This window comes from candidate division KSB1 bacterium, assembly GCA_016214895.1.
Classification (GTDB): Bacteria; Electryoneota; RPQS01; order RPQS01; family RPQS01; genus JACRMR01.
Window position 1 is genome coordinate 454,134 of sequence record JACRMR010000012.1, and the last position, 25,192, is coordinate 479,325.

Annotated in this window: 26 protein-coding genes; all 26 read right to left on the reverse strand. The window is 61.0% G+C overall.

Annotated elements, in window-relative coordinates:
- Positions 1-75: 75 nt before the first annotated feature.
- The 26 genes from HZB60_08080 to HZB60_08205 all read right to left on the reverse strand — a co-directional run bounded on the left by HZB60_08080 (position 76) and on the right by HZB60_08205 (position 25,190).
- Complete coding sequence (locus HZB60_08080; GenBank protein MBI5059721.1) at positions 76-972, reverse strand: MCE family protein; 897 nt, start codon at positions 970-972, stop codon at positions 76-78.
- A 4-nt stretch (positions 973-976) separates the two neighbouring features.
- Complete coding sequence (locus tag HZB60_08085; protein MBI5059722.1) at positions 977-1,477, reverse strand: PTS sugar transporter subunit IIB; 501 nt, start codon at positions 1,475-1,477, stop codon at positions 977-979.
- A complete protein-coding gene (locus HZB60_08090) occupies positions 1,474-1,851 on the reverse strand; it encodes a hypothetical protein (GenBank protein MBI5059723.1) in 378 nt (125 codons plus the stop codon). Before HZB60_08090 ends, HZB60_08085 begins: the two co-directional genes overlap by 4 nt.
- Positions 1,852-1,860: 9 nt before the next feature.
- Entirely contained in the window at positions 1,861-2,829 is a 969-nt protein-coding gene (gene hprK, locus HZB60_08095; GenBank protein MBI5059724.1) for an HPr(Ser) kinase/phosphatase, read from the reverse strand.
- A 33-nt stretch (positions 2,830-2,862) separates the two neighbouring features.
- A complete protein-coding gene (gene raiA, locus HZB60_08100) occupies positions 2,863-3,171 on the reverse strand; it encodes a ribosome-associated translation inhibitor RaiA (protein MBI5059725.1) in 309 nt (102 codons plus the stop codon).
- Between the two features lie 50 nt (positions 3,172-3,221).
- Complete coding sequence (locus tag HZB60_08105; GenBank protein MBI5059726.1) at positions 3,222-4,139, reverse strand: tyrosine-type recombinase/integrase; 918 nt, start codon at positions 4,137-4,139, stop codon at positions 3,222-3,224.
- Positions 4,136-6,613, reverse strand: a complete 2,478-nt coding sequence (topA, locus tag HZB60_08110; GenBank protein ID MBI5059727.1) for a type I DNA topoisomerase — start codon at positions 6,611-6,613, stop codon at positions 4,136-4,138. The genes HZB60_08105 and topA overlap by 4 nt, the downstream gene beginning before the upstream one ends.
- Positions 6,614-6,761: 148 nt before the next feature.
- Positions 6,762-7,235 (reverse strand): DUF494 family protein, encoded by a 474-nt coding sequence (locus HZB60_08115; GenBank protein ID MBI5059728.1) that lies wholly within the window; start codon positions 7,233-7,235, stop codon positions 6,762-6,764.
- A 212-nt stretch (positions 7,236-7,447) separates the two neighbouring features.
- Positions 7,448-10,489, reverse strand: coding sequence for a preprotein translocase subunit SecA (gene secA, locus HZB60_08120; protein ID MBI5059729.1), 3,042 nt, complete (start codon positions 10,487-10,489; stop codon positions 7,448-7,450).
- A gap of 49 nt (positions 10,490-10,538) precedes the next feature.
- Positions 10,539-11,222 (reverse strand): metallophosphoesterase family protein, encoded by a 684-nt coding sequence (locus tag HZB60_08125; protein ID MBI5059730.1) that lies wholly within the window; start codon positions 11,220-11,222, stop codon positions 10,539-10,541.
- Positions 11,219-11,668 carry a transcription antitermination factor NusB gene (gene nusB, locus HZB60_08130; GenBank protein MBI5059731.1) on the reverse strand — a complete coding sequence of 150 codons (450 nt, stop codon included), beginning with the start codon at positions 11,666-11,668 and terminating at the stop codon, positions 11,219-11,221. The genes HZB60_08125 and nusB overlap by 4 nt, the downstream gene beginning before the upstream one ends.
- Positions 11,669-11,676: 8 nt before the next feature.
- Positions 11,677-12,567, reverse strand: coding sequence for a branched-chain amino acid transaminase (locus tag HZB60_08135; GenBank protein ID MBI5059732.1), 891 nt, complete (start codon positions 12,565-12,567; stop codon positions 11,677-11,679).
- 72 nt (positions 12,568-12,639) lie between these two features.
- Positions 12,640-13,785, reverse strand: coding sequence for an acyl-CoA dehydrogenase (locus HZB60_08140; protein ID MBI5059733.1), 1,146 nt, complete (start codon positions 13,783-13,785; stop codon positions 12,640-12,642).
- Between the two features lie 21 nt (positions 13,786-13,806).
- A complete protein-coding gene (locus tag HZB60_08145) occupies positions 13,807-14,127 on the reverse strand; it encodes a heavy metal-binding domain-containing protein (GenBank protein ID MBI5059734.1) in 321 nt (106 codons plus the stop codon).
- Positions 14,128-14,140: 13 nt separating this feature from the next.
- A complete protein-coding gene (locus HZB60_08150) occupies positions 14,141-14,995 on the reverse strand; it encodes a 3-hydroxybutyryl-CoA dehydrogenase (protein MBI5059735.1) in 855 nt (284 codons plus the stop codon).
- A gap of 10 nt (positions 14,996-15,005) precedes the next feature.
- Positions 15,006-16,037: a hypothetical protein gene (locus tag HZB60_08155; protein MBI5059736.1), complete on the reverse strand. Its 1,032-nt coding sequence runs from the start codon at positions 16,035-16,037 to the stop codon at positions 15,006-15,008.
- A 62-nt stretch (positions 16,038-16,099) separates the two neighbouring features.
- Entirely contained in the window at positions 16,100-17,281 is a 1,182-nt protein-coding gene (locus HZB60_08160; protein MBI5059737.1) for a thiolase family protein, read from the reverse strand.
- A 39-nt stretch (positions 17,282-17,320) separates the two neighbouring features.
- On the reverse strand, positions 17,321-18,154 hold the full coding sequence (locus tag HZB60_08165; protein ID MBI5059738.1) for an MBL fold metallo-hydrolase: 834 nt from the start codon (positions 18,152-18,154) through the stop codon (positions 17,321-17,323).
- Positions 18,155-18,164: 10 nt separating this feature from the next.
- Complete coding sequence (locus tag HZB60_08170; protein MBI5059739.1) at positions 18,165-19,301, reverse strand: acyl-CoA dehydrogenase; 1,137 nt, start codon at positions 19,299-19,301, stop codon at positions 18,165-18,167.
- A 30-nt stretch (positions 19,302-19,331) separates the two neighbouring features.
- A complete protein-coding gene (locus HZB60_08175; GenBank protein ID MBI5059740.1) occupies positions 19,332-19,529 on the reverse strand; it encodes a hypothetical protein in 198 nt (65 codons plus the stop codon).
- A complete protein-coding gene (locus HZB60_08180; protein ID MBI5059741.1) occupies positions 19,526-20,326 on the reverse strand; it encodes a sugar phosphate isomerase/epimerase in 801 nt (266 codons plus the stop codon). Before HZB60_08180 ends, HZB60_08175 begins: the two co-directional genes overlap by 4 nt.
- Position 20,327: 1 nt before the next feature.
- Positions 20,328-20,831, reverse strand: coding sequence for an acetyl-CoA carboxylase biotin carboxyl carrier protein subunit (locus HZB60_08185; protein MBI5059742.1), 504 nt, complete (start codon positions 20,829-20,831; stop codon positions 20,328-20,330).
- Positions 20,828-22,330, reverse strand: coding sequence for an ATP-grasp domain-containing protein (locus tag HZB60_08190; protein MBI5059743.1), 1,503 nt, complete (start codon positions 22,328-22,330; stop codon positions 20,828-20,830). Before HZB60_08190 ends, HZB60_08185 begins: the two co-directional genes overlap by 4 nt.
- Before the next feature lie 5 nt (positions 22,331-22,335).
- The gene (locus tag HZB60_08195; protein MBI5059744.1) at positions 22,336-23,124 is read right to left on the reverse strand and encodes an enoyl-CoA hydratase/isomerase family protein; all 789 of its coding nucleotides are present in this window, start codon (positions 23,122-23,124) and stop codon (positions 22,336-22,338) included.
- Positions 23,121-23,576 (reverse strand): hypothetical protein, encoded by a 456-nt coding sequence (locus HZB60_08200; GenBank protein ID MBI5059745.1) that lies wholly within the window; start codon positions 23,574-23,576, stop codon positions 23,121-23,123. The genes HZB60_08195 and HZB60_08200 overlap by 4 nt, the downstream gene beginning before the upstream one ends.
- Before the next feature lie 3 nt (positions 23,577-23,579).
- Positions 23,580-25,190 (reverse strand): methylcrotonoyl-CoA carboxylase, encoded by a 1,611-nt coding sequence (locus tag HZB60_08205; GenBank protein ID MBI5059746.1) that lies wholly within the window; start codon positions 25,188-25,190, stop codon positions 23,580-23,582.
- Positions 25,191-25,192 lie beyond the last annotated feature (2 nt).

The window sequence follows — 25,192 nt, forward strand, 5'->3', positions numbered from 1 at the left end:
AAAACAGCAACGCTTTCCCCGGACGAACCGGGAAAAGCGCTATCGCCAAAATGCTGCCGGCTCCCCTGCATGGGGTCAGAACAGCACGATCTTGTTGCGCAGACCTTTTGTGCGGATCGAATTCGCCAACGAGTCGACCTCGGAAAGCGCGCTGTTGAGACGAATGTACAACTCGTCATCGTTCAGCAAGCGACCCGCCGTGGTGCTATCACTGTTCAGGTTTGTCGTCACCTGCTGCAGGGAAGACGCCAGATCGGCAAGCTGCAAGACCAGCGAGTCCACACCGTCGATCGTCGTGCCCATGCGCCGGTCGGCCAACTCCGCCACGCGCTGCGCCGTCTCAATCGTCGCCGACAACTGAGCCAACGTCAGTTTCAACTGCGCGCGATTCTCGCGCAGCAGATCCGCCGACTGACCCGCCACGTCGCCCGCATTTTTCAGCAGATCGCGAATGCTGGTCTGATTCGCCGTGTCGCCCACGACTTCATTCAGATGGATGAGCAGATTGTTCAGGTTGACCATCGTCGCCTTCAGGTCACCCGACAAGTCCATGAACAGGGACACCGCCTCGCCGACGCCGAGTGGCTCCGCGCCGCGCAGGGTCACGCCCGCTGTGTTGATCGTCGGCGGCAATGCGCCGGGATAGACCGACAACACCTTCCCCGCCATCAGGGTCGGCGACTCGATCACGATCCGGTAGTCCGAGAACAAGACGACGTCGTTATCCAGGGTCGCCTCGATCTTCACACGCCCGTCTTTTAAAACAATCTCGGACACGCGGCCCTGGACGACACCGTTGGCCAGCACGTTGGAGCCGGGTTCAAGCCCACCCACGTTCTGAAATTCCACCGTAATCGGGCGCCGCGATACCTTCAGACTGAACCCCTTCCCCCACATGATCCCGCCGATCAGTACGGCGAGCGAGAGAATCACCGCGGCCCCGACTTGAAGTTCGGCTCTTCGTCCGTCCACGTTCTTAGTCCTCGTAAGCCACCGGCTGAGCCGTTGGCAGGTCCTGACAGCGGATCTTCACACCCTCTTTGCGCAGTTCGCCAAGCGTCGTGCGATCCCACTCCGACAAGTACACATAAGGCAGCAACTCCTCGCGCTCCTCGCGAAAGTGCAGGCCGCCGATCGTCAACACCTTCAGCGGCGCGCCCAGCCGAAACAACTTGAGCGCATCGACCGGCGCTTCCACGACAATCATCGCCTTCTTGCCGTCCAAATCGCCCCGCACCCAGCGCTCGGCCGTCTCCGTGAGGGACAGCACCTCACCGTGCATCTCTTCGGGGATCAAACCCGCGTAGATCCGCAAGGCCGGCTCGTCCTTCACCACTCGGTCCGACGCCAGGATCAGCAGGTCCAGATCCAGCGTCTGACCCCACCCCACGATCACTTGCCCATGCAACAGCCGGTCGTCCACGCGCACGAGCGGGTAAACCAGCTTGTCTTTTTGCCACGGAAGCTTCAGAATCATTCGGTCAGTAGTTCAATACCACGCAAACCGTCGGCCTTGACGGTCGCCACCAGCTCGGCAAACGGTAACTTGTTTCGCTTCGTGAAAAACGAGATCAGCATCGGGAGGTTGACGCCGGAAATCACGGCGCCCTGAGGAAGGGAATTCCGGCAGGTCCGACAGACCACATACGGTGAGCCGCCGCAAAAATCGACAAACATGATCGTCGGACGTTGCGCAAGCTGCGCTTGAACCGATTCCACCAGTTGATCCAGTGCCAGCGCCTCGTTCGAGATCACCGCGACGTCACCCTGGCTCCCCAGTGTGCGTTCGATCGAATCCAGCATCGCGCGACCGACGTCGCCATGCGTGACTATGAGGGCCGCAACCGCCATGAATCCGCCTTATTCATAGTCCTTTTCGAGATAATTCTCGAGCGAACCACGATTCTTCATCGCGTTGGTCAACGCCTCGCTGAACGCCTTCGCCGGGTGCACGCCGTACACCCGCAAGTGCAGATTCAGCGCGATCGTCTCGGCGATCACGGTGATGTTCTTCCCCGGAAAGATCGGCAGTCGCACATAGGGCAGCCGGACGCCAAGGTAGCCCTTGAACTGGTCCTCGAGTCCGGTCCGCTCATAGTCCTCTTCCGGAGACCAATCCACCAACTCGACCTCGGTCTCGATGCGCTTCTGAATCCGGATCGCGCGCACTCCGTACATTCGCGCGATGTCGATAATCCCGATCCCCCGAATTTCCATGTAGTGCCGGATCGTATCGGAGCCGCTGCCCATCAACACGTTGTCCGCCATCCGCGTCATGTGCACAAGATCATCCGACACCAGCCGGTGTCCGCGCTCCACGAGGTCCAGCGCCACCTCCGATTTGCCGATCCCGCTCCGCCCCGTGAATAGCATCCCCGTTCCGTAAACGTCCACCAACGAGCCGTGGACCGTCATCGACGGCGCGAACTTGTGATCGAGATAGTCAGAAAGCAGGTGCGTGCATTCGGTCGTGCTGAGCGGCGTCACGAACACACAACTGCCCGCCTCGTCGCTCAGTTGCACCAGCGCCGCCGGCACCGAATTGGAGTTCGTCACGATAATGCAGGGAATCTCGAACCGAAGGATTCCGCGCAAACTCTGGTCGAGCTGCGCCGGAGTCAACGTCGCCAGATAGCGCACCTCCGTATTCCCCAAAATCTGCACCCGATCAAAGGTGAAAAGATCAATAAATCCCGCCAGCGCAAGTCCGGGCCGGTGAAGGTCCTTCTGCGTGATCCGCCGAACCAGACCGCGCGGACTGTTCACGAGCTTGAGCAACAACCGCTCGCGCATCGCCTGCAAAAATTCGTCAACTTGAAGCGTCGGCATCGCCCCTCTATCTCCGCGTGAACCCCGGGCGAATCACTCCTCGTCCGCCTCGGCCCGCTTCGCCTGAAGCTTGCCCTTCAATTTCTTCACCTGCTGCTCGAGTTTGTCAACCGCCAATACCGCCGACTTGCGAAAATCGTCCGTGGTCTCCGATGCGTTCAGCACCGCGCCGTTCAGGCTAACCTGAATGTGCGCCTTCTTGTCGTCCTTCGTGTAGGAAAACTCAATTTCACAGTTCAAAATCCGATCGTCAAGCTTGTTCAAGCGGCCAACCTCCGCCTCCGCGAATTCCTTCAGCGAATCTGTGGCCTTGAAATGGATCGAGGAGATCTTCGTTCTCATTCGGCTACCTCGGGATCATGTGGAAAGTCCGTGCTATTCGGACCGGGTCATTAACGCAGTTTCTCGCCGTGCGGGTGAGCTTGCTCGTGTACCAGCTTCAGCCGCTCGGCGGTGACATGGGTATATTTCTGGGTCGTTCCCAATGAACTGTGCCCCAGCAATTCCTGGACCGCGCGCAGATCCGCACCGCGTTCCAGTAAATGTGTGGCAAAACAATGACGCAACACGTGAGGCGAAGACCGGTCGCCGTACAACGCGGCCAGCGCGTCTCGAACGATGCGGTAGGCGCGAAACCGGGTCAACGGTTTGCCCCGATCGGACAACCAGAGCGCCTCCGGCGCACCCGCCGGAAGCGCGGATACGTGCTTGGTGCGCGCCGTCACGTAGTCGGCAAATGCCGCCAGCGCCGCCCGCGACAGCGGGACCACACGCGGTTTGGAGCCCTTGCCGGTCACGCGAACGGTCCCTTGCCGAGGATCGACATCCAGAGTTCGCAAGGACAACAACTCGGAAATCCGCAGGCCCGAACCGTACAAGAACTCCAACAGAGCTCGCGTGCGAACCGCCGGAAAGTCGGAGTCGCCGGCCCGGTCGAGCACGGCGGCGACCTGCGCCTGGCTGTAAACCTGCGGGAGCTTGCGCGAGCTCCGCGCCCGGCCCAGCCGCGTGGTCGGATTCTCGCGCAACCGGCCGGCGCGCACAAGATATTTCGCGAACTCCGAAATCGCCGCGCGCTTGCGCTCAATTGACGCGCGCGCTAAACCGGAAAGGGCCAGTTCCTGCAAGTGTCCGCGGATCGCGGAAACGCTCAGACGCTCCGCGCCCAAATCGGGCGCATCCTTCCGCACGTGCTCAATGAGCTGGCGAATGTCGCTCCCGTACGCCGCGATCGTGTGCCCTGACCGACGCTTCCGCGCGGAAATGTCCAACAGGAAATCGGCCAGCAATTCCGGCAGTGTCGGACTCACGCTTGCTCGGTGGCAACCTCAATCTTGTGCTTGCACTTCGGGCAGTGGAAGATCCGGCCCGTCTTGAGCGTCTTGTCTTCCATATAGGTATTGCCGCAATTCGGACAATTCTCTCGCACCGGCTTGTTCCAGGAGACAAAATCACATTCGGGATACTTCGAACATCCCCAGAACGACTTCCCCCGCTTCGATCGCCGCATACTGACCTGCCCCCCGCAACCGTCGCGTGGACACGGCACCGACTCCTTGTCTTCAAGCGGCAGGATCGTCCGACAGTCCGGGTAGCCCGTACAACCGTAAAACCAGCCGAATCGACCGCGCTTGACGGCCATCGGCTTCCCGCACTTCGGACATTCCTTGTCCGGCGCTTTTGGCGCCTGGTCGCCGTCCAGCGGCTGCGTGTGCTTGCATTCCGGATAGGCCGAGCAACCGAGGAACTGACCCGAGCGACCCCACTTGACCACTAACGGCGAGCCGCAATCGGGACACTTCTTGTCGGTCTGTTCAGTCGTCGCTTTCTTCAACTCGTCCTTGCGCTTCGTGACTTTGTCGAGATTCTTGCGGAACGGCCCGTAAAAATCCTTGACCACCTTGCGCCAGGCCACTCCGTCATTCTCGATCTCGTCCAGCTCTTCTTCCATCTGCGCCGTGAAGCTGACATTGAAAACGTCGGGAAACTGCGCAACCAGCAGCTTGCTCACCGTTTCACCCAACGTCGTCGGATGAAACCGCCGCTCCTTCTGGTCAATGTACTTTCGCTTCACCAACACCGAGATGATGCTCGCGTACGTGGAGGGGCGGCCGATCGCCAGCTCGTCAAGCGTCTTCACCAGCGAGCCGGCGTTATAGCGCGGCGGCGGCTGCGTGAAGTGCTGCTGCGGATCGAGCTTGTCCAGAGCGTAGGTCTTGCCGACTTCGAGCGGCGGCAGTTCGCGCGAGAGATGCTCCGCCAACTGCTCGGCCTCGTCACCGTTCTTCTCTTCCACGAACTCGGCCATCGCCGCCAAATGCCCCGGAAATATCACGCGCCGTCCGCTCGCCTGAAATTCGTAGATGCCGGAAACCAGCACCGCGGTCGTCACGTCAAACTTCGCGTCCGCCATCTGCGACGCGACAAATCGCTTCCAGATCAATTCATACAGCTTGAATTGATCGGCATCCAGATAGCGCTTGACTTTCGCCGGGTCGCGCATCACATCCGTCGGCCGAATCGCCTCATGCGCGTCCTGCGCGGACTTCTTGGTTACATATTGACGCGGCTTGGCCGGAACATAGTCCGCGCCGAACCCGCTGCCGATGAACTCGCGAACCGCCGCAATCGCCTCGGGCGCGCACCGCGTCGAGTCCGTTCGCATGTACGTGATGAGACCGACGCTGCCCTCCTTGCCCACGTCCACGCCTTCGTACAACGATTGCGCCACGCGCATCGTGCGGTCATTGGAATAACCCAGCCGCCGCGCGGCATCCTGCTGCAACGTGGACGTCGTGTACGGCGCGGACGGCGAGGACTTGCGCGGTTTCGTCGCCAGATCGCTGAGCTTGAACGGATGCTTCGCCGCCGCCGCGACAATCTGCTTCGCCGTCTTATCGTCCGCGACTTCCGCCTTCTCGCCTTTGATCCGCGCGAGCCGCGCGACAAACGCCTCGCGCTTCGCAGTCAGGAGATGCGCGTCGATCGTCCAGTATTCCTGCGCCACAAACGCGCGAATCTCGGCTTCGCGCTCGCAGATCAACCGCAGCGCCACCGACTGCACCCGCCCCGCCGATAGCCCGCGCGCGATGATCTTCTGCAACAGCGGCGATACCAGGTAGCCCACCAGACGATCCAGCACGCGACGCGCCTGCTGCGCGTCAACCTTGGCCAAGTCGATTTCGCCCGGCTTCGCCAGCGCGCGTTGCACCGCGTCCTTCGTAATCTCGTTGAACAACACCCGCTGAAACCGCTTGGTCGATCCGCCGATCAAGTGCGCGACGTGAAATGCAATCGCTTCGCCCTCGCGATCAGGGTCAGTCGCGAGAAAGATGCTCTTCATCGAACTCGCGTTGCGCCGCAGCAGCTCGACGACGTCCTCCTTGCCGGTGATAATTTCGTATTCCGGCTCGAAATCCGACTCCAGATCCACGCCCAGCCGCTTCTGCGGAAGATCACGCACGTGACCCACCGAGGCCTGCACCAAGTAGTCCGGACCCAGATAGCCGCGCAGGGTTTTCGCTTTCGCCGGGGACTCCACGATCACGAGTTTGCTCGCGGTCGAGGATACGCTGGGCAGCAGCTTTTCTCGCGAAGCCGTCGCCCGAGTGCGGCCGCGAGGCGACGCCGCCGCCTTCTTCGCCGCCGCCGTCGGTTTCGCCGGTGTCGGTCGCTTGGTGGACGATCGCTTCGCCGAGGCAGGAGCGGGCGACTTCGGTTTGACGTCGGCCGGGCGTTTCTTCGGTTTCGAGGTCTTAGACGTGGAGGATCCGGGCTTCGGCATGGGGTGCTTTAGAAATGAAAAGCTTCAAGCGGGTGCTTAAAGCTTTAGAGTTGCGAAAATTGTGACAGGTTCCCGTGAAAGAGTAAACCATTAATAATCCAAAAGATCGATGTGAACGGCGATTCGTTAGTCAGCCGCGGAAAGTGCCTCAGTGAATGTGCTCAGGCCAAGGGCGAAAGCTCATTACCGAACCCGACTCGCCCAACAAAGGCTCCTTCTCCAGCAAATGCGAGGCAACCACCATCTTCATCTCGTCCTCGCCAACGTTCAAGTTCCCCATCAACATGCAACGCTCGATGATTTCCTCGACGTCAACATATCCGAGAATCCCAAGATGAACAAGCTGAAGGACATATCCCAGCGCCTCGGTGCTCAAATACTGCCGTTCCACCTCGTGAAGTACACGATGGGCGTGCGGACTGGCCGGACTTCCGTTCTGATAACGATTAGGATCTCGATACAGCCGCTCCGCAAACAGTGAGAAAGCCGTGGCTACCTCGCGCTGCGAAAACCCGCGCTGCATCAACTCATCCGATATCCCGTCGATCTCATCTATTCGGATCCGGCGAGACTGTATCTCGCCAATCACATACATCAAAATCTCTACAATTCGTTGATCCATAGGCCACCCTTCAGTTAAAGCGCTTCATCCTGCAATAACTTATACAACATGGTGGGTTTGGGGCAACTGTCGAGGACCAAGCGGCCCATACAGCCCCATTGCCAACGGAACCGGAATGAAGTTAGTCAATTTTTTCGGGAAAGGCAAGAGGAATTCCTGCCCCCCCAAAGCCCGCGCGAGGCCAACGGACCCCACCCGCCATGCCTCGTTCCCTACGGCTGGTTGGGCACGGTCGCGCCATGGCATTTCTTGTATTTCTTGCCGCTCCCGCAGGGACAGAGGTCATTGCGGCCCACCGTCGGTTCGACTCGAACCGGCTGCTGCTTGCCGGCGGCCGGAGCGCGGCTCGGCCCGTCGGGAGCCATGGTTGATGCGTCGCGATCCGCGCCATGCACCGCCTTCGCATAGGCTAACCCCGCGGAGTCCGCATGCGAATAAGTCAAGACCGGAGTCTGGCTTACCCGGCGCGCGGCGCCAGCTTGAGTCTGCTGGAGCGGCTGTTCCGACGTCGGGGGCGCCCAACTGAAAATGATCCGCAACGCCTCAGCATTGACCTCGTCCAGCATCGCCTGAAAGAGGTCAAATCCCTCTTTCTTGTACTCGATCAAGGGGTCCTTCTGACCGAATGCGCGGAGGCTGACCCCCTCCTTCAGGCCATCCATCGCATAGAGGTGATCGCGCCATTTCACGTCAATCACGCGCAGAATCGCGAACCGCTGCAGGCCCTTGAACATCTCATCGCCCAGGAACTGCGTTCGCAGCTCCCGCGCGCGTTCTACCTGCTCGAGGATCAGGGGCCGCAATTGATCCTCGCTCAGCGCCCGCCAGCTACTATCGCCGGAAAGGTCGATCAGGAACGTCCGCATCACGCTGTCGGCCAACGCGTCGGGATTGAGCTCCTTGACGTTCTCCGGATCGCGATGCTTTTCCAGCAGATAATCCACGCAGTCGTCGATCATCTCCCCGACCAGCGAAGTCGGGTCCTCGCCGCGCAGTGCGACATTGCGCCGCGCGTACACCACCGTACGCTGCTGGTTCATCACGTCGTCGTATTCCAGCAGATGCTTGCGAATCGAGAAATTGTACCCTTCCACCCGCTGCTGCGCCCGGCCGATCGCGTTCGTGATCAGCGAATGCGTGATCACCTCGCCTTCCTTCGCGCCCAAACGGTCCATCACGCGCGCAATGCGGTCGGAGCCGAACAACCGCATCAAATCATCTTCGAGCGAGAGGTAAAACTGGCTCGTGCCCGGATCGCCCTGACGTCCCGCTCGACCACGCAACTGGCGGTCAATGCGCCGCGATTCGTGACGCTCGGTGCCCAGAATGAACAAACCGCCTTCCGCCTTGGATTTGTCGCCCCGCTCGCCGGTCCACTGCACGACGCCCTGACCGAGCTTGATGTCCGTGCCACGGCCCGCCATGTTCGTCGCGATCGTGACCGCACCCGGCTGCCCCGCGCCCGCGATAATCTCCGCCTCGCGCTGATGCTGCTTGGCGTTCAGCACATTGTGCGGTACATTCTTGCGCTTCAGCATCCGCGAAATCACCTCGCTCACGTCCACCGAGGTGGTTCCCACCAGCACCGGCTGCCGCCGCTCATGCAACTCCGCGATCGTCTCGACGACGGCATTATACTTCTCACGCTTCGTCCGATAGACCAGATCGTCGTCGTCCAGCCGCCGGACCTGTTCGTGGGTCGGAATCACCGAGACTTCCAACTTGTAGATCGAATAGAACTCCGCCTCTTCGGTCTCCGCCGTGCCGGTCATGCCGGCGAGCTTCTTGAACAACCGAAAGAAATTCTGCAACGTGATCGTCGCAATCGTCTGCGTCTCACGCTCGATGTGCACGCCCTCTTTGGCCTCGATCGCCTGATGCAGACCGTCGCTGTAACGACGACCGGCCAGAATGCGGCCCGTGAACTCGTCCACGATGAGCACTTTCCCATCCTGGACTACGTACTCCACGTCCTTTTCATAGAGCGCATAGGCGCGCAGCAGCTGCGACACATTCTGCACTCGCTCGCTGCGATGAGCGTACAGCTCCTGCCACTTCGCCTTCTCCGCCGCCCGCTCCGCCGCGCTGCGGCGCGCGTCCGCGTCGAGTTTCGCGAATTCGTCCGCCAGATCAGGCAAAATAAACAGGTCGGGATCGCCGCCGTGATAGAGCGTGAGCTGATGCCGCCCGCGGTCCGTCAGGTCAATCTGATGCGACCGCTCGTCGATCGAGAAGTACAGCTCCTCGTCGAGTTCGTGCATCTTCTTGTCGCGGAGCAAGTCATTCTCCACCCGTTGCCGCAGGCGAATGTTGGACGGCTCCTGAAAGAGCTTCATCAAGCGCTTGTGCTTCGGAAAGCCGCGAAATCCCGCCAACAGCTTGCGCCCGGCCTCCCACTCGTCAACCTTGTCGCCCTTGGCAAGTTCCGCCTCGACCTCATCGGCCAACCGGGTGATCGTCTGCGATTGCAGCCGCACCAGCTGATCCACCGACGACTTCATCTCGTCGAACTTCTGCGTGGACTGCGCGACGGGGCCCGATATGATCAACGGCGTGCGCGCCTCGTCGATCAAGACACTATCCACCTCGTCCACGATCGCATAGAAATGACCGCGCTGCACCACTTCGTCCATCGACAGCGCCATGTTGTCGCGCAAATAGTCGAAGCCAAACTCGTTGTTCGTGCCGTAGGTGATATCGCAGGCGTACTGCGCGCGGCGGACCGGCGGCGGCAACTCCGAAACGATCACTCCGACCGTCAGCCCCAGCATGCGGTAAATCTGCCCCATCCACTCCGCGTCACGCTGCGCGAGATAATCGTTCACCGTCACCAGCCACGCCCCCTGACCCGCCAACGCGTTCAGGTACAGCGGGAACGTCGCCACCAGTGTCTTCCCCTCCCCCGTGGCCATCTCCGCGATCTTGCCCTGATGCAGCACGACACCGCCCATGAGTTGCACATCGTAGGGCAGCATCTCCCACTTCATATACTGACCGCGAACTTCGAACTCACGCCCCAGCAACTTCCGACACGCGTTCTTGACCGCCGCGAAGGCCTCCGGCAACAGGTCGTCAACCGTCTCGCCATCCTGCAAGCGGGCGCGAAACTCGGACGTCTTCGCGCGCAACTGCTCCTCGGTCAGGGACTGATACTCCTCCTCGTAGGCGTTGATCTCGCCCACCAGCGGATTCAGTTTCTTGGCCGCCCGGTTGTGCTTCGTCCCGAAAACCTTGGCTAACAGTCTGTCAAACATATAGTAATGATGATGCTTGCCGCGACTCCGAACTCGCGAACCCGCCGAATCACATCCCCAGAAATAACCTAACAGCCAAATATTCCGGGAGGTCCGCCGCCCGGATCTTCCGCGCCGACTCCTGAATGTCGTAAACTTCCCGGATCCACTCAAAAGTTCCCGTCTCCGTATCGTAACAGCCGCAACACGCGCGCGCGTCGCGATCGCGCGGCTGACCGACCGAGCCGACATTGATGATCAACTTCCCTTGCGCGCGTTCTTCATAGCGCGCGGGCACGTGCGAATGCCCAATGAAGGCCGTGCTGTATTCCGCCAAATACGGGAAGTGAACCGCCGCCTCCGCCGGGTCGTGAATATAGTTCCAGGCGGCCGGATCCTTCGGCGTCGCATGCACGAGCAGTATCCCGTCTTCCATATGCGTGAGCGGAATCTGCTTCAGCCACGCCAGATTCTCCGCGCTCACCATGCGACTCGTCCATTCAATTGCCGTGCGCGCGTAGCTGTTGAAATAGGCTACCGGCGTATGTCCCGTCAGCGCGGCGTCGTGGTTGCCAAGTACGGTGGCCTGTGCGACCGAACGCACCCGCTCGATACAAGCGTTCGGATCCGCGCCGTAGCCGACAATATCGCCCAGGCAATACACCCGGTCAACTCGCGCCGCGGCCAGCCGTCGCAAGACCGTGTCAAGCGCCTCCAGATTCCCATGAATATCGGAAATGATCCCGATTCTCACGGGCGGCCCGCCGCCGCGGCAGCAGCCGCCTGCTGCTTCGCTTGCTTCTGCAATCCCGTACTCACGGCATCGAGAATGCCGTTCACGAACCGGCCGCTCTGGGCGGTCGAATAGCGCTTCGCCAACTCAATGTACTCATTGATCGTCACCTTAAACGGGATGTCGTCGAAATAGAGAAACTCGGCGATCCCCATCCGCAGCAACAGATGATCGATCACGGCAATCCGGTTCAAATCCCACTTTTCCAGGGCCGGACCGATCAGCGCGTCAATCTGCTCGTCCTTCTCGGCGACGCGCATCACCAGCGACTTGCAGAACGACAACGTCCCGTCAACGCGGGCATTGGCCAGGACCTCGTCGCGACACACGTCAATCGGATTGTGAGAAAGCTCGTGTGCGTAAAGGATGCGAAGCGCCCACTCGCGAGCAGCGCGGCGTGTTCTCATGCGGTCGTTTAGATATAGGTGAGCACGCCGATCGGATCGGGACGCTGCCCGTCGATCAACTCGAAATAGGCCTTCTGCAACTGCTTCGTGAACGGACCGGCCTTGCCTTCGCCGATCACCTGCCGGTCCACCGATCGAATCGGCGTAATCTCCGCCGCGGTTCCGGTGAAAAACACTTCGTCGGCGATATAGAGCAATTCGCGCGGAATCGGGCCTTCCACCACCGCCATCCCCTGCTCTTTCGCCAGGTGCAACACGATGGTGCGCGTGATCCCCGGCAGCACCGAATTGCCCAACGGCGGCGTGACCAGCTTGCCGTCACGAATGACGAACACATTTTCGCCCGAACCTTCCGAGACATAGCCGGCCGTGTCCAACGCGATCCCCTCAACGTAACCGTTGCTGCGCGCATCCATCACGATCAATTGCGAGTTCGCGTAGTTCGCGATCGACTTCGCCAACGCCGGCAACGTATTCGGCGCGATCCGCGTCCACGACGAAACACAGACATCCACGCCGTTATCCAGCGCCTCGGCACCCAAATACTTGCCCCAGCGCAACGGGATCACCGACACGTCGATCGGACAATCGGACGGATGCACGCCCAGCGCGTAGTACCCGCGGTACACCAGCGGCCGCAGATACGCGTCTTCCATCTTGTTCTCCCGCACCACATCGATGCACGCCTGCTCCAGCTGCGGCGCGGTGTACGGGATGTTCATGCGATAGATCTTCGCGCCGTCCGTCATCCGCCGGATGTGCTGCGGCAATCCCAGAATCGCCGCCCCCTTGGACGTCTTGTAAGAGCGAATACCCTCAAACAAGGCCGAACCATAGTGCAGCGCATGGACACAAATATGAACGGTCGCCTCGTGCCACGGCACCAGCCGGCCGTTCATCCAGATCTTCAGAGACTCGTCAAATTTGGAGGGAGCCACGGGAGTGTTCCATTGATGAAAAGGTGAGGAGGACTACGCCGAAAGCAACTCACGCGCAATGATGAAGCGCTGAATTTCGGACGTGCCCTCGTAAATCTCGGTAACCTTGGCGTCGCGCACCATGCGCTCCACCGGATAGTCCTGAGTGTAACCATTGCCGCCGTGAATCTGCAACGCGTCCTGCGTTACTTTCATGACGACATCCGACGCATAGAGCTTGGCCAGCGCCGCCTCTTTCGTGTACTTCTGACCGAGGTCCTTCTTCCGCGCCGCGCTGTACACCAGCAAACGCGCCGCTTCCGTCAACACCTCCATGTCGGAAAGCTTGAACTGGATCGCCTGAAACGCGGAGATCGGTTGACCGAACTGCACGCGTTGCTTCGAATACTTGACCGCCTCCTCCAACGCACCCTGCGCCAAACCAACTGCCTGCGCCGCGATGCCCACCCGTCCCGAGTCCAGCGACGCCATGGCGACCTTGAAGCCGTCACCCTCCTTGCCCAGGATGTATCCCGCCGGAATCCGCACGTCCTCCAGATTCACCATGCAGCAATCCGAAGAGCGAATTCCCATCTTCTTCTCGTTCAACCCAAGCTTGATCCCCGGCGACTTCTGCGGAACGATAAACGCGCTGATCCCGCGGGCCTTGTCCTTGCCCTTGTCCGTGCGCGCGAACACGATGTACACATCGCAGCTCATGCCGTTGGTGATGAAAGCCTTGCTCCCGTTCAAGACCCAGGCGTCGCCATCGCGCGCCGCGGTCGTACTCAAGGCCGCCGCATCGCTGCCCGCCTCCGGCTCCGTCAGGCAATACGCGCCCAATAACTGCCCCTGGGCCAGCGGAACCAGCCATTCCTTGTGCTGCCCGGGAGTGCCGAATTTCTCCAGCCCATAGCAGACCAGTGAATTGTTCACGGAACACACCACCGCGACCGCCGGGTCCACGCGCGCCAGCTCTTCCACCACGATCGCGTAAGTCACCGCGTCCATGCCGGCGCCGCCCAACTGCTCCGGCGTGTTCACACCCATAAATCCCAGCTCGCCCAACTTGCGGATGATCTCCGTCGGATATCCGCTCGTTTGATCGCGATGCGCCACCGTCGGGCGAATCTCCGCCTCGGCAAAATCGCGTATCGCCTTCTTCACTTCCAATTGCTGTTCGCTCAGCAGGTGGTCCATTATTGCTCCGGATTCAGTCTGTCAGCCCAGTTTTACCGCCGTGCCGGTCGCCGTCACCATCATCATCGATCCGCCCGAGCCCAGGGTCTCGTAATCAATATCCACGCCCAAAATCGCCGTCGCACCGAGCGCCTGCGCGGCCTCGCCCATCTCGCTCAGCGCAATCTCCCGCGCCTTGCGAATTTCGCCTTCCCACGCCGCGCTCCGGCCGCCGACGATGTCGCGAATCCCGGCGAAGATATCCTTGAAGATGTTCGCCCCCAGAATCGCCTCGCCGGTCACGACGCCGAGATACTGCGTGACCTGCTTGCCATCCACCGTGTTCGTGGTCGTGATAATCAACTTGGCGACTCCCTTAGCTTGCGTAATTGTAGAAACCGCGACCGGACTTGCGACCCAGATAGCCCGCCGCGACATACTTCTTCAGCAGCGGACAAGGACGGTATTTCGAATCCCCAAGTCCGTCATGCAGGACCTCGAGAATCGCCAAACAGACGTCCAGTCCGATGAAGTCAGCCAGCGTCAACGGACCCATCGGGTGGTTCATGCCCAACTTCATCACGCCGTCGATCGACTCCACGTCCGCCACGCCTTCCATCAATGCGTAAACCGCTTCGTTAATCATCGGCAGCAACACGCGGTTCGCGACAAAGCCCGGATAATCGTTAACCGTGATGGGGGTCTTGCCCAGCGCCTGCGAAAACTCGACCACCGCCGCATGCGTCGCGTCATTCGTCGCCAGCCCGCGAATCACCTCGATCAACTGCATCAGCGGCACCGGATTCATGAAGTGCATCCCGATCACCTGCCCCGCGCGCTTGGTCGAGGCCGCAATCGTCGTGATCGAAATCGTCGACGTGTTGCTGGCCAGGATCGCGTCCGGTTTGCAAATGCCGTCCAATTCGGAAAAGATCTTCTGCTTCACACTCAAATTCTCCACCACCGCCTCAACCACGAGGTCCGCGCCCGCCGCGTCTTGCACGCTCAGCGAGCCTGTAATCCGACCGAGCGTCGCCGCCTTGTCTTCCGCCGACAGCTTGCCTTTCTCCACCATCCGTCCGAGGTTCTTGTCAATCGTCGCCAGCGCCTTCTTAAGCGGCGCGTCCGCGACTTCGATCAACGTTACCTGACGACCAAACTGAGCACAGACGTGAGCAATCCCATTGCCCATCGTCCCGCCGCCGATTACGGCTACTTTCTGAATGTTCATGGTCCGAAGCCTATTGGTTTAGAGCACGCCAGACTGCTCCCGGCGCGCGTTTCTTCTCGAAAACCAAGCCGAACTCCGCCGCCTCTTCGCCGATCCCGCAGCCAACCGGCGCGGCCACCGCATGGGCGATGACGCGCAACACCGTTGCGGTCTGCGTGTATTCGACCCACAAATTGTCCGCCGCCACGCGTTCACCGTCCGCATCCGTACAAATCGCCGCGCCGCTGTTCACCCGCAGCATGCCGTCCAGCGCGTCCGCATAATAAGCATGCCGGTCCGCGGCAAACGCCGCGTCAACGCGGTTCTTCTGCATCGCGGCGAACAACTGCCGCCGCAACTCCCGCTCGAACTCGGGTACGCCTTCGCGAATCCCGTTGTGCGCGCCGTCCACGCTCCCGTCGTCCAGCGTATCCGGGAAATACCAGGTCCAGTCATGCGCCACCACCAGAAGCGGCAGCGTGGGATTCTGCCTGCGCACATCGGCCAACATCGAATCAACCCAGGCAACCTGATCGGTGCGAAAGCTCCAGCGATCGGACCGATACAAGAACAGGATCGCCAAGTCCCGACGCAAACCCGATCCAACGTAGAGCAGGTAGTCACCGTATTTGGACATAGGCAACGGAGTACCGATGTCCTTATACGGCTGGACTCTGACCCGCATCTCCTCCAGGTGAAAAGCGTCGTAGAGTTGAACTCCCAACTCCGTCACACCCTCGTACGCCGTCCGCTTCGCGGGGGTCCGATCGGCCGCGGCCGCCAACGACGATCCCAAAAAATACTGCTCGTCATGGCCGCCAACCGCCGTGAAAATCGCCGGACCGGGGGCGGAAGGCCAGAACTCGAGCGTGTTCTGAGGCGTGCCCAACGCCGCCCGATAATCGGCCAGTACCGCTTCCGGTGATCCCGTCAACGCATAGTCATACTTGACAACATCGCCATTGATCACGTACAGCTTCGGCGTGATCTGCTGAGCCGCCTTGAGCACCGCGCGATGTACTTCGCCCGCTCCGCGGTTGTCGCTGTAAATGCAGATCCGCACCGGTCCTTCCGCGAAGACCGGCGAAACGCACGTGATCAACAGCGCAATGAGCCTCCAGCGACTCAGATAACCTCCACAGCTAATGCGGTTGCCTCGCCGCCGCCGTTGCAGATGCCGACCACGCCGCGCTTGCCGCCGCGTTCCTTCAGAGCGTGCAGCAGTGTCACCACGATCCGGCAACCCGATGAGCCGATCGGGTGCCCCATCGCCACCGCGCCGCCGTTCACATTGACCCGCGCGGCGTCCAGCCCCAGCATGCGCATATTGATGATGCCAACGACCGCAAACGCCTCATTCAACTCCCACAGGTCCACGTCGTTCACCTTCCAACCCAGCCGCCGCAGGAGCTTTTCAACGGCCGGCGCCGGCGCCGTCGTAAACCACTCCGGTTCCTGGCTGAACGTCGAATACCCGGCGATCCGCGCCAACGGCCGCAGGCCTCGCCGCTGCGCCTCTTCATAGGACATGATGGTCAACGCCGATGCGCCGTCATTGATCTTGGAGGCATTCGCCGCCGTGATCGTCCCGTCCTTCTCGAATGCCGGCCGCAAGGTCGGCAGTTTGGCGAAATCCACTTTGGTTGGCTCTTCGTCTTCGGTCACCGTCACTTCGCCCTTGCGCGATTTGATCACGACCGGGACGATCTCATGCTTGAACCGGCCGTCCTTCAGCGCGGCCTGCGCGCGACGGTACGACTCCACGGCGAACTCGTCCTGCTCTTCGCGCGTGATCTTCTTCTCCCGCGCGCACAATTCGGCGCAATTCCCCATGTGCTGGTTCTTGTACGGATCCCACAGGCCGTCCTTCACCATGCCGTCGATCAACTCGCCGTTCCCCAGCCGATAACCGCCGCGCGCCTGCTCAAGATAATAGGGCGCGAGCGACATGTTCTCCATCCCCCCGGCGACGACGACCTTGGCTTCACCAAGTTGCACGCTCTGCGCGCCGCACATTACGGCCTTCAAGCCAGAGGAGCACACCTTGTTTACCGTCCAGGCTGAAACCGAAGCCGGAATACCCGAAAAGATCGCGGCCTGCCGCGCGGGAGCCTGACCGACTCCGCCTTGCAGTACCATGCCGAGAATGACCTCATCGACGTCGCCCGCCTCAAGCTTCGAGCGCGTCAAGTTCTCTTTCAGACAGTGCGCGGCAAGCATCGGTGCCGGCACGGCCGCCAGTGCGCCACTAAACGAGCCGATCGGCGTGCGCACCGCGGAGGTGATGACTGGAGTATTAGGATTCATGGATCGAAAAACTGAAACAGAGGTTCAGAAAAAGTGAGTTCAAATCTGGAGCCGCTCTAAATGCACCGCCCCTCGCGCATCCCGCGAAACATAACCCGCCCGGCTGCGCGGCGCATGAACAAACAGTAACAAGTCGTGAGCGCCGACCGCCTCATCCAGCACGCGCTGCTTCGAATCCAGCAGCTCCGGATGGTTGAGATCATACGTGGAGACGCTGTGCAGCGGAAGTTGGGCATTGGTCGGGATGAGATCACTCAAATAGACCGCCCGACCGGAATCCCCGCCATCCACATGCACAATCTGCAGGCCCGGACTGTGCCCGCCCACCCAGCGCACCGAGACGCCCGGTGCAATCTCCGCGTCGGTATCCAACAGGTCCAGGACCCCGGCATCCACCAGCGGCTCGAAGTCGGCGGAGATATATCCGTCGTCTCCGTCCACGATCGCCGCGCGGGCCGCGGCGAGTTCGCGGTGCTGCAACACATACCGGGCTTTCGGAAACGTGGGAACGACGTCTCCCGCGTCGCTCACGCTCGTCGCCGCCCCGACATGGTCCCAATGCAGGTGCGTCAGAATTACGGTGTCAACATCCTGGAGCCCCACGCCCAGCTGTTCCAATGCGCCGAACACCTTGCGCGGCAGCTCCAGGTGATAGCGCCGGTAGCTGTCCGCCAATCGCTTGTCGCCGGTCCCCGGATCGACCAGAATCGTACGGCCGCGACCGCGAATCAACAGGGTGTTGAACCCGATCATCACCCGCGGCGCGACCCGTCCCGAATGACCATGACCGCCCAGCCGTGTGAACGCATCGCCCTGCAATTCAAAGCGACCGTCGTCGATCAAGTCCAGCCGGAACGGCCCAAGCTCGAACATCCCGCAACGCCTACTTGCCGATGAGCGAACGCGCGATGACGAGGCGCTGAATTTCCGACGTCCCCTCACCAATCTCCGTCAACTTGGCGTCGCGGAACATCCGCTCCACCGGATACTCGCGGACATAGCCGTAGCCACCGTGCAACTGAATCGCCTGCAACGTAACTTTGTTGGCGACTTCGCTGGCAAACAACTTGGCCATCGCCGACTCGCGAACGTAATCCTCGCCGGCGTCCTTCCGCCGCGCCGAATCATATACGAGATGACGCGCCGCTTGAATCTGGACATACATATCCGCCAGCTTGAACTGCGTCGCCTGAAAATCCGCGATTCGCTGTCCAAATGCCTTGCGCGTCTTGACATATTCCAGCGTCTGCTCGTACGCGCCCACGGCCAAGCCCAACGCCATCGCCGCAATCGAAATGCGCCCGGAATCCAGCGTCGTCAACATCTGCTTGAAACCCTCGTTGACGTTCCCGAGCAGATTCGCCTTCGGCACCTTCACATCGCTGAAATGCAGCATGACCGTGTCCGAGCCCCGCACGCCCAGCTTGTGCTCCTTCTTGCCGACCTCAAATCCCGGAAAACCCTTTTCCAGAATGAAGCAACTGATCCCGCGCGTCCCGCGTGACTTGTCCGTCACCGCGCTGATCGTAAACGTGTCGGAATACGTACCGTTCGTGCAGTAAACCTTCGTCCCGTTCAGCAGATAGTGATCCCCCAGGTCCTCCGCGTGCGATTGCGTCGCGCCCGCGTCGCTGCCCGCCTGCGGTTCGGTCAGCCCAAATCCCCCGCACGTCTTCCCCGCGCAAAGCGCCGGCAGATACTTCTGCTTCTGCTCCTCGCTGCCAAACGTGTAAATCGGACCGCAGCCAAGGGAAATGTGGGCCGCCAGCGTCAGCGCCGTGCTGCCGCAGACCTTCGCAATCTCTTCCACGGCCAAGGTATATGAAACATAGTCCATCCCCGCGCCGCCGTAGCGCTCCGGGTAGGGAATCCCCATCAATCCGAGCTCGGCCATCTCGGCCACGATCTCCGTCGGAAATCGTTCTGTCTCGTCGATCTCCGCGGCGATCGGCTTGATCCGGTTCTGGGCAAAGTCCCGAACCATCTCGCGAAGCATTTTTTGTTCTTCGGTCAGGTGCATGAGCAGGTTGGTCTAACGGAAAAAAGGGAGCTACTCCTCGGTGAGATCGTCAAATACGCTGTCGCCCGCCCCCTCAATGCGCTTGCGGCGCTGCTTCAGGTCGTCCATCAGCGAATTGTATTCCTGTTGCGAAAGATCGTAATCCCGAAGTACGCGGTCAAGATTCTCGCGAATCTTTTGCAACTTCGGGGTCAGCTCCTTCGAGTCCGGTTTGCGAATGTCGGTCATACGACGGGCTCTTCCTTGCGGATCGTTTCCAGCAAATTAAAAAAATAGTCCCGTGACTGCTCGCCTTTGTCCAGCGGCGTCTCGAACGTGACCGTCGCCTGGCTGCCGAGTTTGGCCAACGGAGCCAGCAAGCGGCGGAAATCCACCTGCCCCCGCCCCAACTCCCAGTGCGTGTCTTCCTTGCCGTCGTTGTCCGAACAATGAATATGGCAGATCCGGTCGGCAAACGTCAGCGCCCAGTTCGCCGCCGGTACCCGACCGTAACACGTGGCATGCGCGACGTCCAGACACATTCCTAAGGCCGGCGTCGGAAAGCGCGCGAAAATCTCCTGAAACAGCGTGAGGTCCTGCTCATAGGTGTTCTCCATCGCCAGGCGGACCTCGAGGTCCGCCGCGCGCGTCACGAGGAGCTCCAGATTCTCGCAGAATCGCTCTACCCACTGCTCGCGGGTGCGCGTCGGATATTGCGGCAAGTAGCCCGTATGGAAGACCATCACCGGCGAACGAAACGCCCGCGCCGCTTCCAGTCCGCCCGTTAACGCCGCCAACGAATACTCCCGCACGTGGTGATCCGCCGTCCCGAGGTTCAGCCCGTGAAACGGACCGTGAACCGTCGCCTCGATGCCTTCATCGGCCAATGCATCCGCCACGTTCAGCAGGTTCTCCCACCGAACCTGCGGCCAGAGATCGCGAGTATCGTCAAACAGCACCTCGATGCCGATCCCTAAATCCGAAATCCGCGGGAGCGACGCCACGACCAAATTGATACCGCAGTAGATATGTCGTGATCCGTACATGCTACTTCGCGGACTGCTCCGCCGCCAGCGACACCACCAGCGCCCCCGCGTCGATGATCGTTCCCAATTCCCCGGCGACGGCCTCCACGATGCCCGCGCGCGGCGCTCTGATCTGATGCTCCATCTTCATCGCCTCGATTATCGCCAGGACCTGCCCTTGCTCCACCGCCGCGCCCGGCTGCACCAGCAACTTGATGAGCGTGCCCGGCATCGGCGCCCGCGCTTCGTCCTCCCCGCCGCCACTCTCCTCACCGGCCGCGGCATCGCCCGATGTCAACTGGAATTCGAAAGCACGACCCGCAAGCCAAACCAGCAACCGGTCACGATCGCGGACCACTCTCGCCTGCAACTGGCCGTGTGAATTGCACAGCAGCCAACGATTCTGACCAAGTTCCACCGGCCTGAATTCGTGGATCAAACCGTCCAGCGTCAGTGTGACACCCTCCGGCGTCGGCGACAGACTCGCGTTGACGCGATCTCCGTTGTAGTTCAACTCACCCTTCATCGACCGCCCCCCGCTGCGATGTGCCAACCACCGAGTGTCCGCCACGGGGTGTCACTCTGCGGAGCGCTGGTCGCCGCCGAATTCGCGACGGGAGCGCGATACAGAAGTGCCGCCGCGAGCGCCGCCGCCAATTCCGGCTCCGCCGCCGGCGTGGGTTTCCAAGCCGACAGGTGATCGCTGATGAAGTGAGTGCTCAACTCGCCCCGCTGAAATGCCGGATGCGCCAGCACGCTTTGCAAATACTCAAGCGGATTCGCCACGCCCAACAAAACATACCGGTTCAACGCCTCGCGCATCCTGCTGATCGCCTGATCCCGGGTCGCGGCATGGACGATCACCTTGGATAGAATCGGATCATAGAACACCGAGACCTCCGAGCCCTCGCGAATCCCGGAATCGATCCGCACACCCGGAATGCGCGGCTCGTCGAGCGCGAGCACCGTTCCGGAAGACGGCAGAAAGCTATTGGCCGGGTCTTCCGCGTAGATCCTGCACTCGATGGCGTGTCCGCGCGGCAGAATTTCCGCCTGAGTTTTCGGCAAGCGCGCGCCGGACGCAACCAGAAACTGCCAGTGCACAAGGTCTTCGCCGGTCACCATTTCCGTCACCGGATGCTCAACTTGCAATCGCGCATTGACTTCGAGAAAATAGAACTGATCACCGTCCAGCAGCATCTCCACAGTTCCGGCATTCTCGTAGCCCGCGGCTTTCACCACCTTCACGGCCGCTTCGCCCATCTGCTTCCGCAAGGCGGGGGTTAATGCCACCGAAGGCGACTCCTCAACGATCTTCTGATGCCGTCGCTGAATCGAGCACTCCCGCTCACCGAGGTGCACCGCGTGACCATGCCGGTCGCAGAAGACCTGAAACTCGATGTGCCGCGGCCGCGTCAGATACTTTTCAAGATACACCGTCGAATCGCCGAACGCCGAGCCCGCCTCTCGCATCGCGCCTTCCAGCGCCAACGGCAACTCCTCAGCATTTGGCACGACACGCATGCCCTTGCCGCCGCCGCCCGCCGCGGCCTTGATCAACACCGGATAGCCGATCTGCTCTGCCGCACGCCTGACGACCTCCGCCGTCGGCTGCTCGAACGTCGCACCCGGTGTCACCGGCACGCCTTCCCGCTGCGCCAACACGCGCGACTCAATCTTGTTCCCCAGCAGCTTCATCGCGCCGGCGGGTGGGCCGACAAACACCAGGCCCGCGTCCGTCACCGCCTGCGAAAATAACGGATTCTCCGATAAGAAACCATAGCCGGGATGAATGGCCTCCGCACCGGTGGACTTGGCCGCCGCAAGTAGCTTTCCGATATTCAGATAGCTCGCCGTTGCCGGAGCCTCGCCGAGGTAAACGGCCTCGTTCGCGAGTTCCACGTGACACGCACAACGATCTGCATCACTGTACACGGCAACGGTGCGAATCCCCAATTCGCGCGCCGTTCGCATCACCCGTACGGCGATCTCGCCGCGATTTGCAATCAGAATCTTCTTAAACACTTGCCCTATCTCGCCCACTTCGGCTTGCGCTTCTCGAGAAACGCCGTCATACCTTCCTGGCCCTCGTCCGACAACCGCTGTTCCGCAATCCGCAGCGCCGTGTACTCGCGAGCATCATGCAGGTTCAAACCCGGAACCTCGCGCAGCACCTCTTTGGTCAGCCGCAGCGCCTGCGGTCCGGCCTTCATCAACTGCGCCACGTACTCGCCGCATGCCGCTACCAGCGACTCAACGGGCACCGCCTGGTTCGCCAGCCCGATGCGCAAGGCACGCTCGGCATCGATCAGCGCACCACTCAGAAACAGCTCCCGCGCCCGGCCCTCGCCGATCTTGCGAATCACAAACGGAGAGATCGTCGCCGGGACCAGTCCGATGCGAACTTCACTGAACGACAGGAGCGCGTCCTCCGCCATCACCACAAAATCACAACAGGCAACCAGTCCGGCGCCTCCGCCGTAAGCCCCGCCCTGCACGCACGCAATCGTGGGAATCGGCAAGCGGTACGTCTCCAGAAACATCTCGAACAAACACTGCGAGTCCACGAGGTTCGCCTCGTAACTCGCCGTCTTCATCCCCCCCATCCAATGGAAATCGGCTCCCGCGCAAAACGTCGGACCTTCCGCGTCGATGATGACCGCGCGCAGGGCCTCGTCACGCTTCAGTCGAACCATCACCGACGTCAACTCCGAAATCACGTCGGCGTTGAAAGCATTGCGGACCTCGGCGCGCGCCAGCGTCACCCGGCGAACATGCGTGTCCCCCGACAACTTGAGGTGGCGATAGGCGTGGATCATGCGCGGCCCCGCCGCGGAGCAGCACGCAACAGTGCCGCCTGTAATCGCTCCGGATCGTTGCTGCCAATGAGATAGCGCACCCCGCCCGCAAAGATCTCGACCGCCCGCCCAAAGCGAGCATTGAACACCCAACCGCGAGCGACACGATGAATCCCGATGCCGTTCCAGACGGTGAGCTGAACAACGTCGCCGACCGAAACTGCCTTCAAGGGAAAGCGCTTACGCCAGAACGGGAAGCCAAACCTGACTTCCGACATCGTGATGACTACCCGGAGTTCCAGAAATCCCCACAAGAACAATGCAATCAGCAGTAGACCGCCAACCGTGAAATACCGGCCCGGCTCCGGCAGCTTCAGCCCCCACGTCAGGATCAAGACAAGACTTGAGATCGTGAACACGATCCACATCCAGTCGTACGTCCGCTGCGCCTCACTGTGCACGGGAGTTTCCATGAGCTACATGCGATAGACGCCGGGACGATAGTCCGGAACGGGCTGGTTCGCCGCCATCGCGATGCCCAGTGCAATGGCCTGCCGCGTATCGACCGGATCGAGAATCCCGTCATCCCACATCCGCGCCGTCGAGTAATAGGGGCTGCCCTCAAACTCATACTTGTCGAGCACCGGCCGGCGAATCGCCTCGATCTCTTCGGGCGACAACGACTTGTCCTGAGCGCGTAATTGTTCTTCTTTCACCTGCACCAGTACCGTCGCCGCCTGCTCCCCGCCCATCACGCTGATCCGCGCATTCGGCCAGGTCCACAACAGTCGCGGCGAATAGCCGCGACCGCACATGGCATAGTTACCCGCCCCGTACGACCCCCCCACGACCACCGTGAATTTCGGCACATCGGCGCAGGCTACCGCATGCACCATCTTCGCGCCGTCGCTCGCAATCGCCCCGTGCTCGTACTGCTTGCCGACAATGAACCCCGTGATGTTCTGCAAGAATAGCAGCGGAATCTTGCGCATCCCGCAGAGTTCCACGAAGTGCGCGCCCTTCTTCGCGGATTCGCCGAACAACACGCCGTTGTTGCCGATGATGCCTACCAGATAGCCGTGAATCCGCGCGAAGCCGCACACCAGTGTCGTCCCGTAACGGGCCTTGAACTCCTGAAACCGCGAACCATCGACCATCCGCGCCAGCACCTCACGGATGTCGTACTGACGCTTCAAGTCCGAAGGCACTACTCCGTAGATCTCGGCAGGATCGTAGGCCGGCTCCTCGGGCGGCTCGCGGTCAAACTCGTGACGCGGCCCCCGCCCCAGACTCTCCACAATTCCCCGCGTGAGTTGCAGCGCGTGGTCGTCGTTGTTCGCAAAATGATCCGCGACGCCGGAGATGCGCGTGTGCACGTCCGCGCCGCCCAGTTCCTCCGCCGTGACGTCCGCTCCCGTGGCCGCCTTCACCAGCGGCGGACCACCAATGAAGATCGTGCCTGTGCCCTTCACAATCACCGTCTCGTCCGACATCGCCGGAACATACGCACCTCCCGCGGTGCATGACCCCATGACCACGGCGATTTGCGGAATACCCGCTGCACTCAGACGCGCCTGATTGTAGAAGATGCGGCCAAAGTGATCCTTGTCAGGAAACGTGCCCGCCTGTTCCGGGAGAAAGATCCCGCCCGAATCCACCAGATACACGCAGGGCAGCCGATTCTCCAGCGCAATCGCCTGGGCGCGCAAGTGCTTCTTGATCGTCATCGGGTAGTAGGTGCCGCCCTTGACGGTCGCATCATTCGCCACCACCAGCACTTCCCGCCCGTGGACGACGCCCACGCCGGTCACGACCCCCGCCGAAGGGGCGTCGCCGCCGTACATCTCATGCGCGGCCAACGACGAAAACTCGAGAAACGGTGTGTCCGAATCAAACAGCAGCTCCAGCCGCCGACGCACGGCCAGCTTGCCCCGCGCCGCGTGACGCTCAATGGCGATCCGCGGCCCCCCGGCGGGGTGAAGTTTGTCCAACCGGGAACGAAGTTCGGCGACCAGCGCCTTCATCGAGGCGGCATTCGCCGCAAACTCGGAATCGGCGGTGCGAATAACAGATTTGATTTTCTGCACGA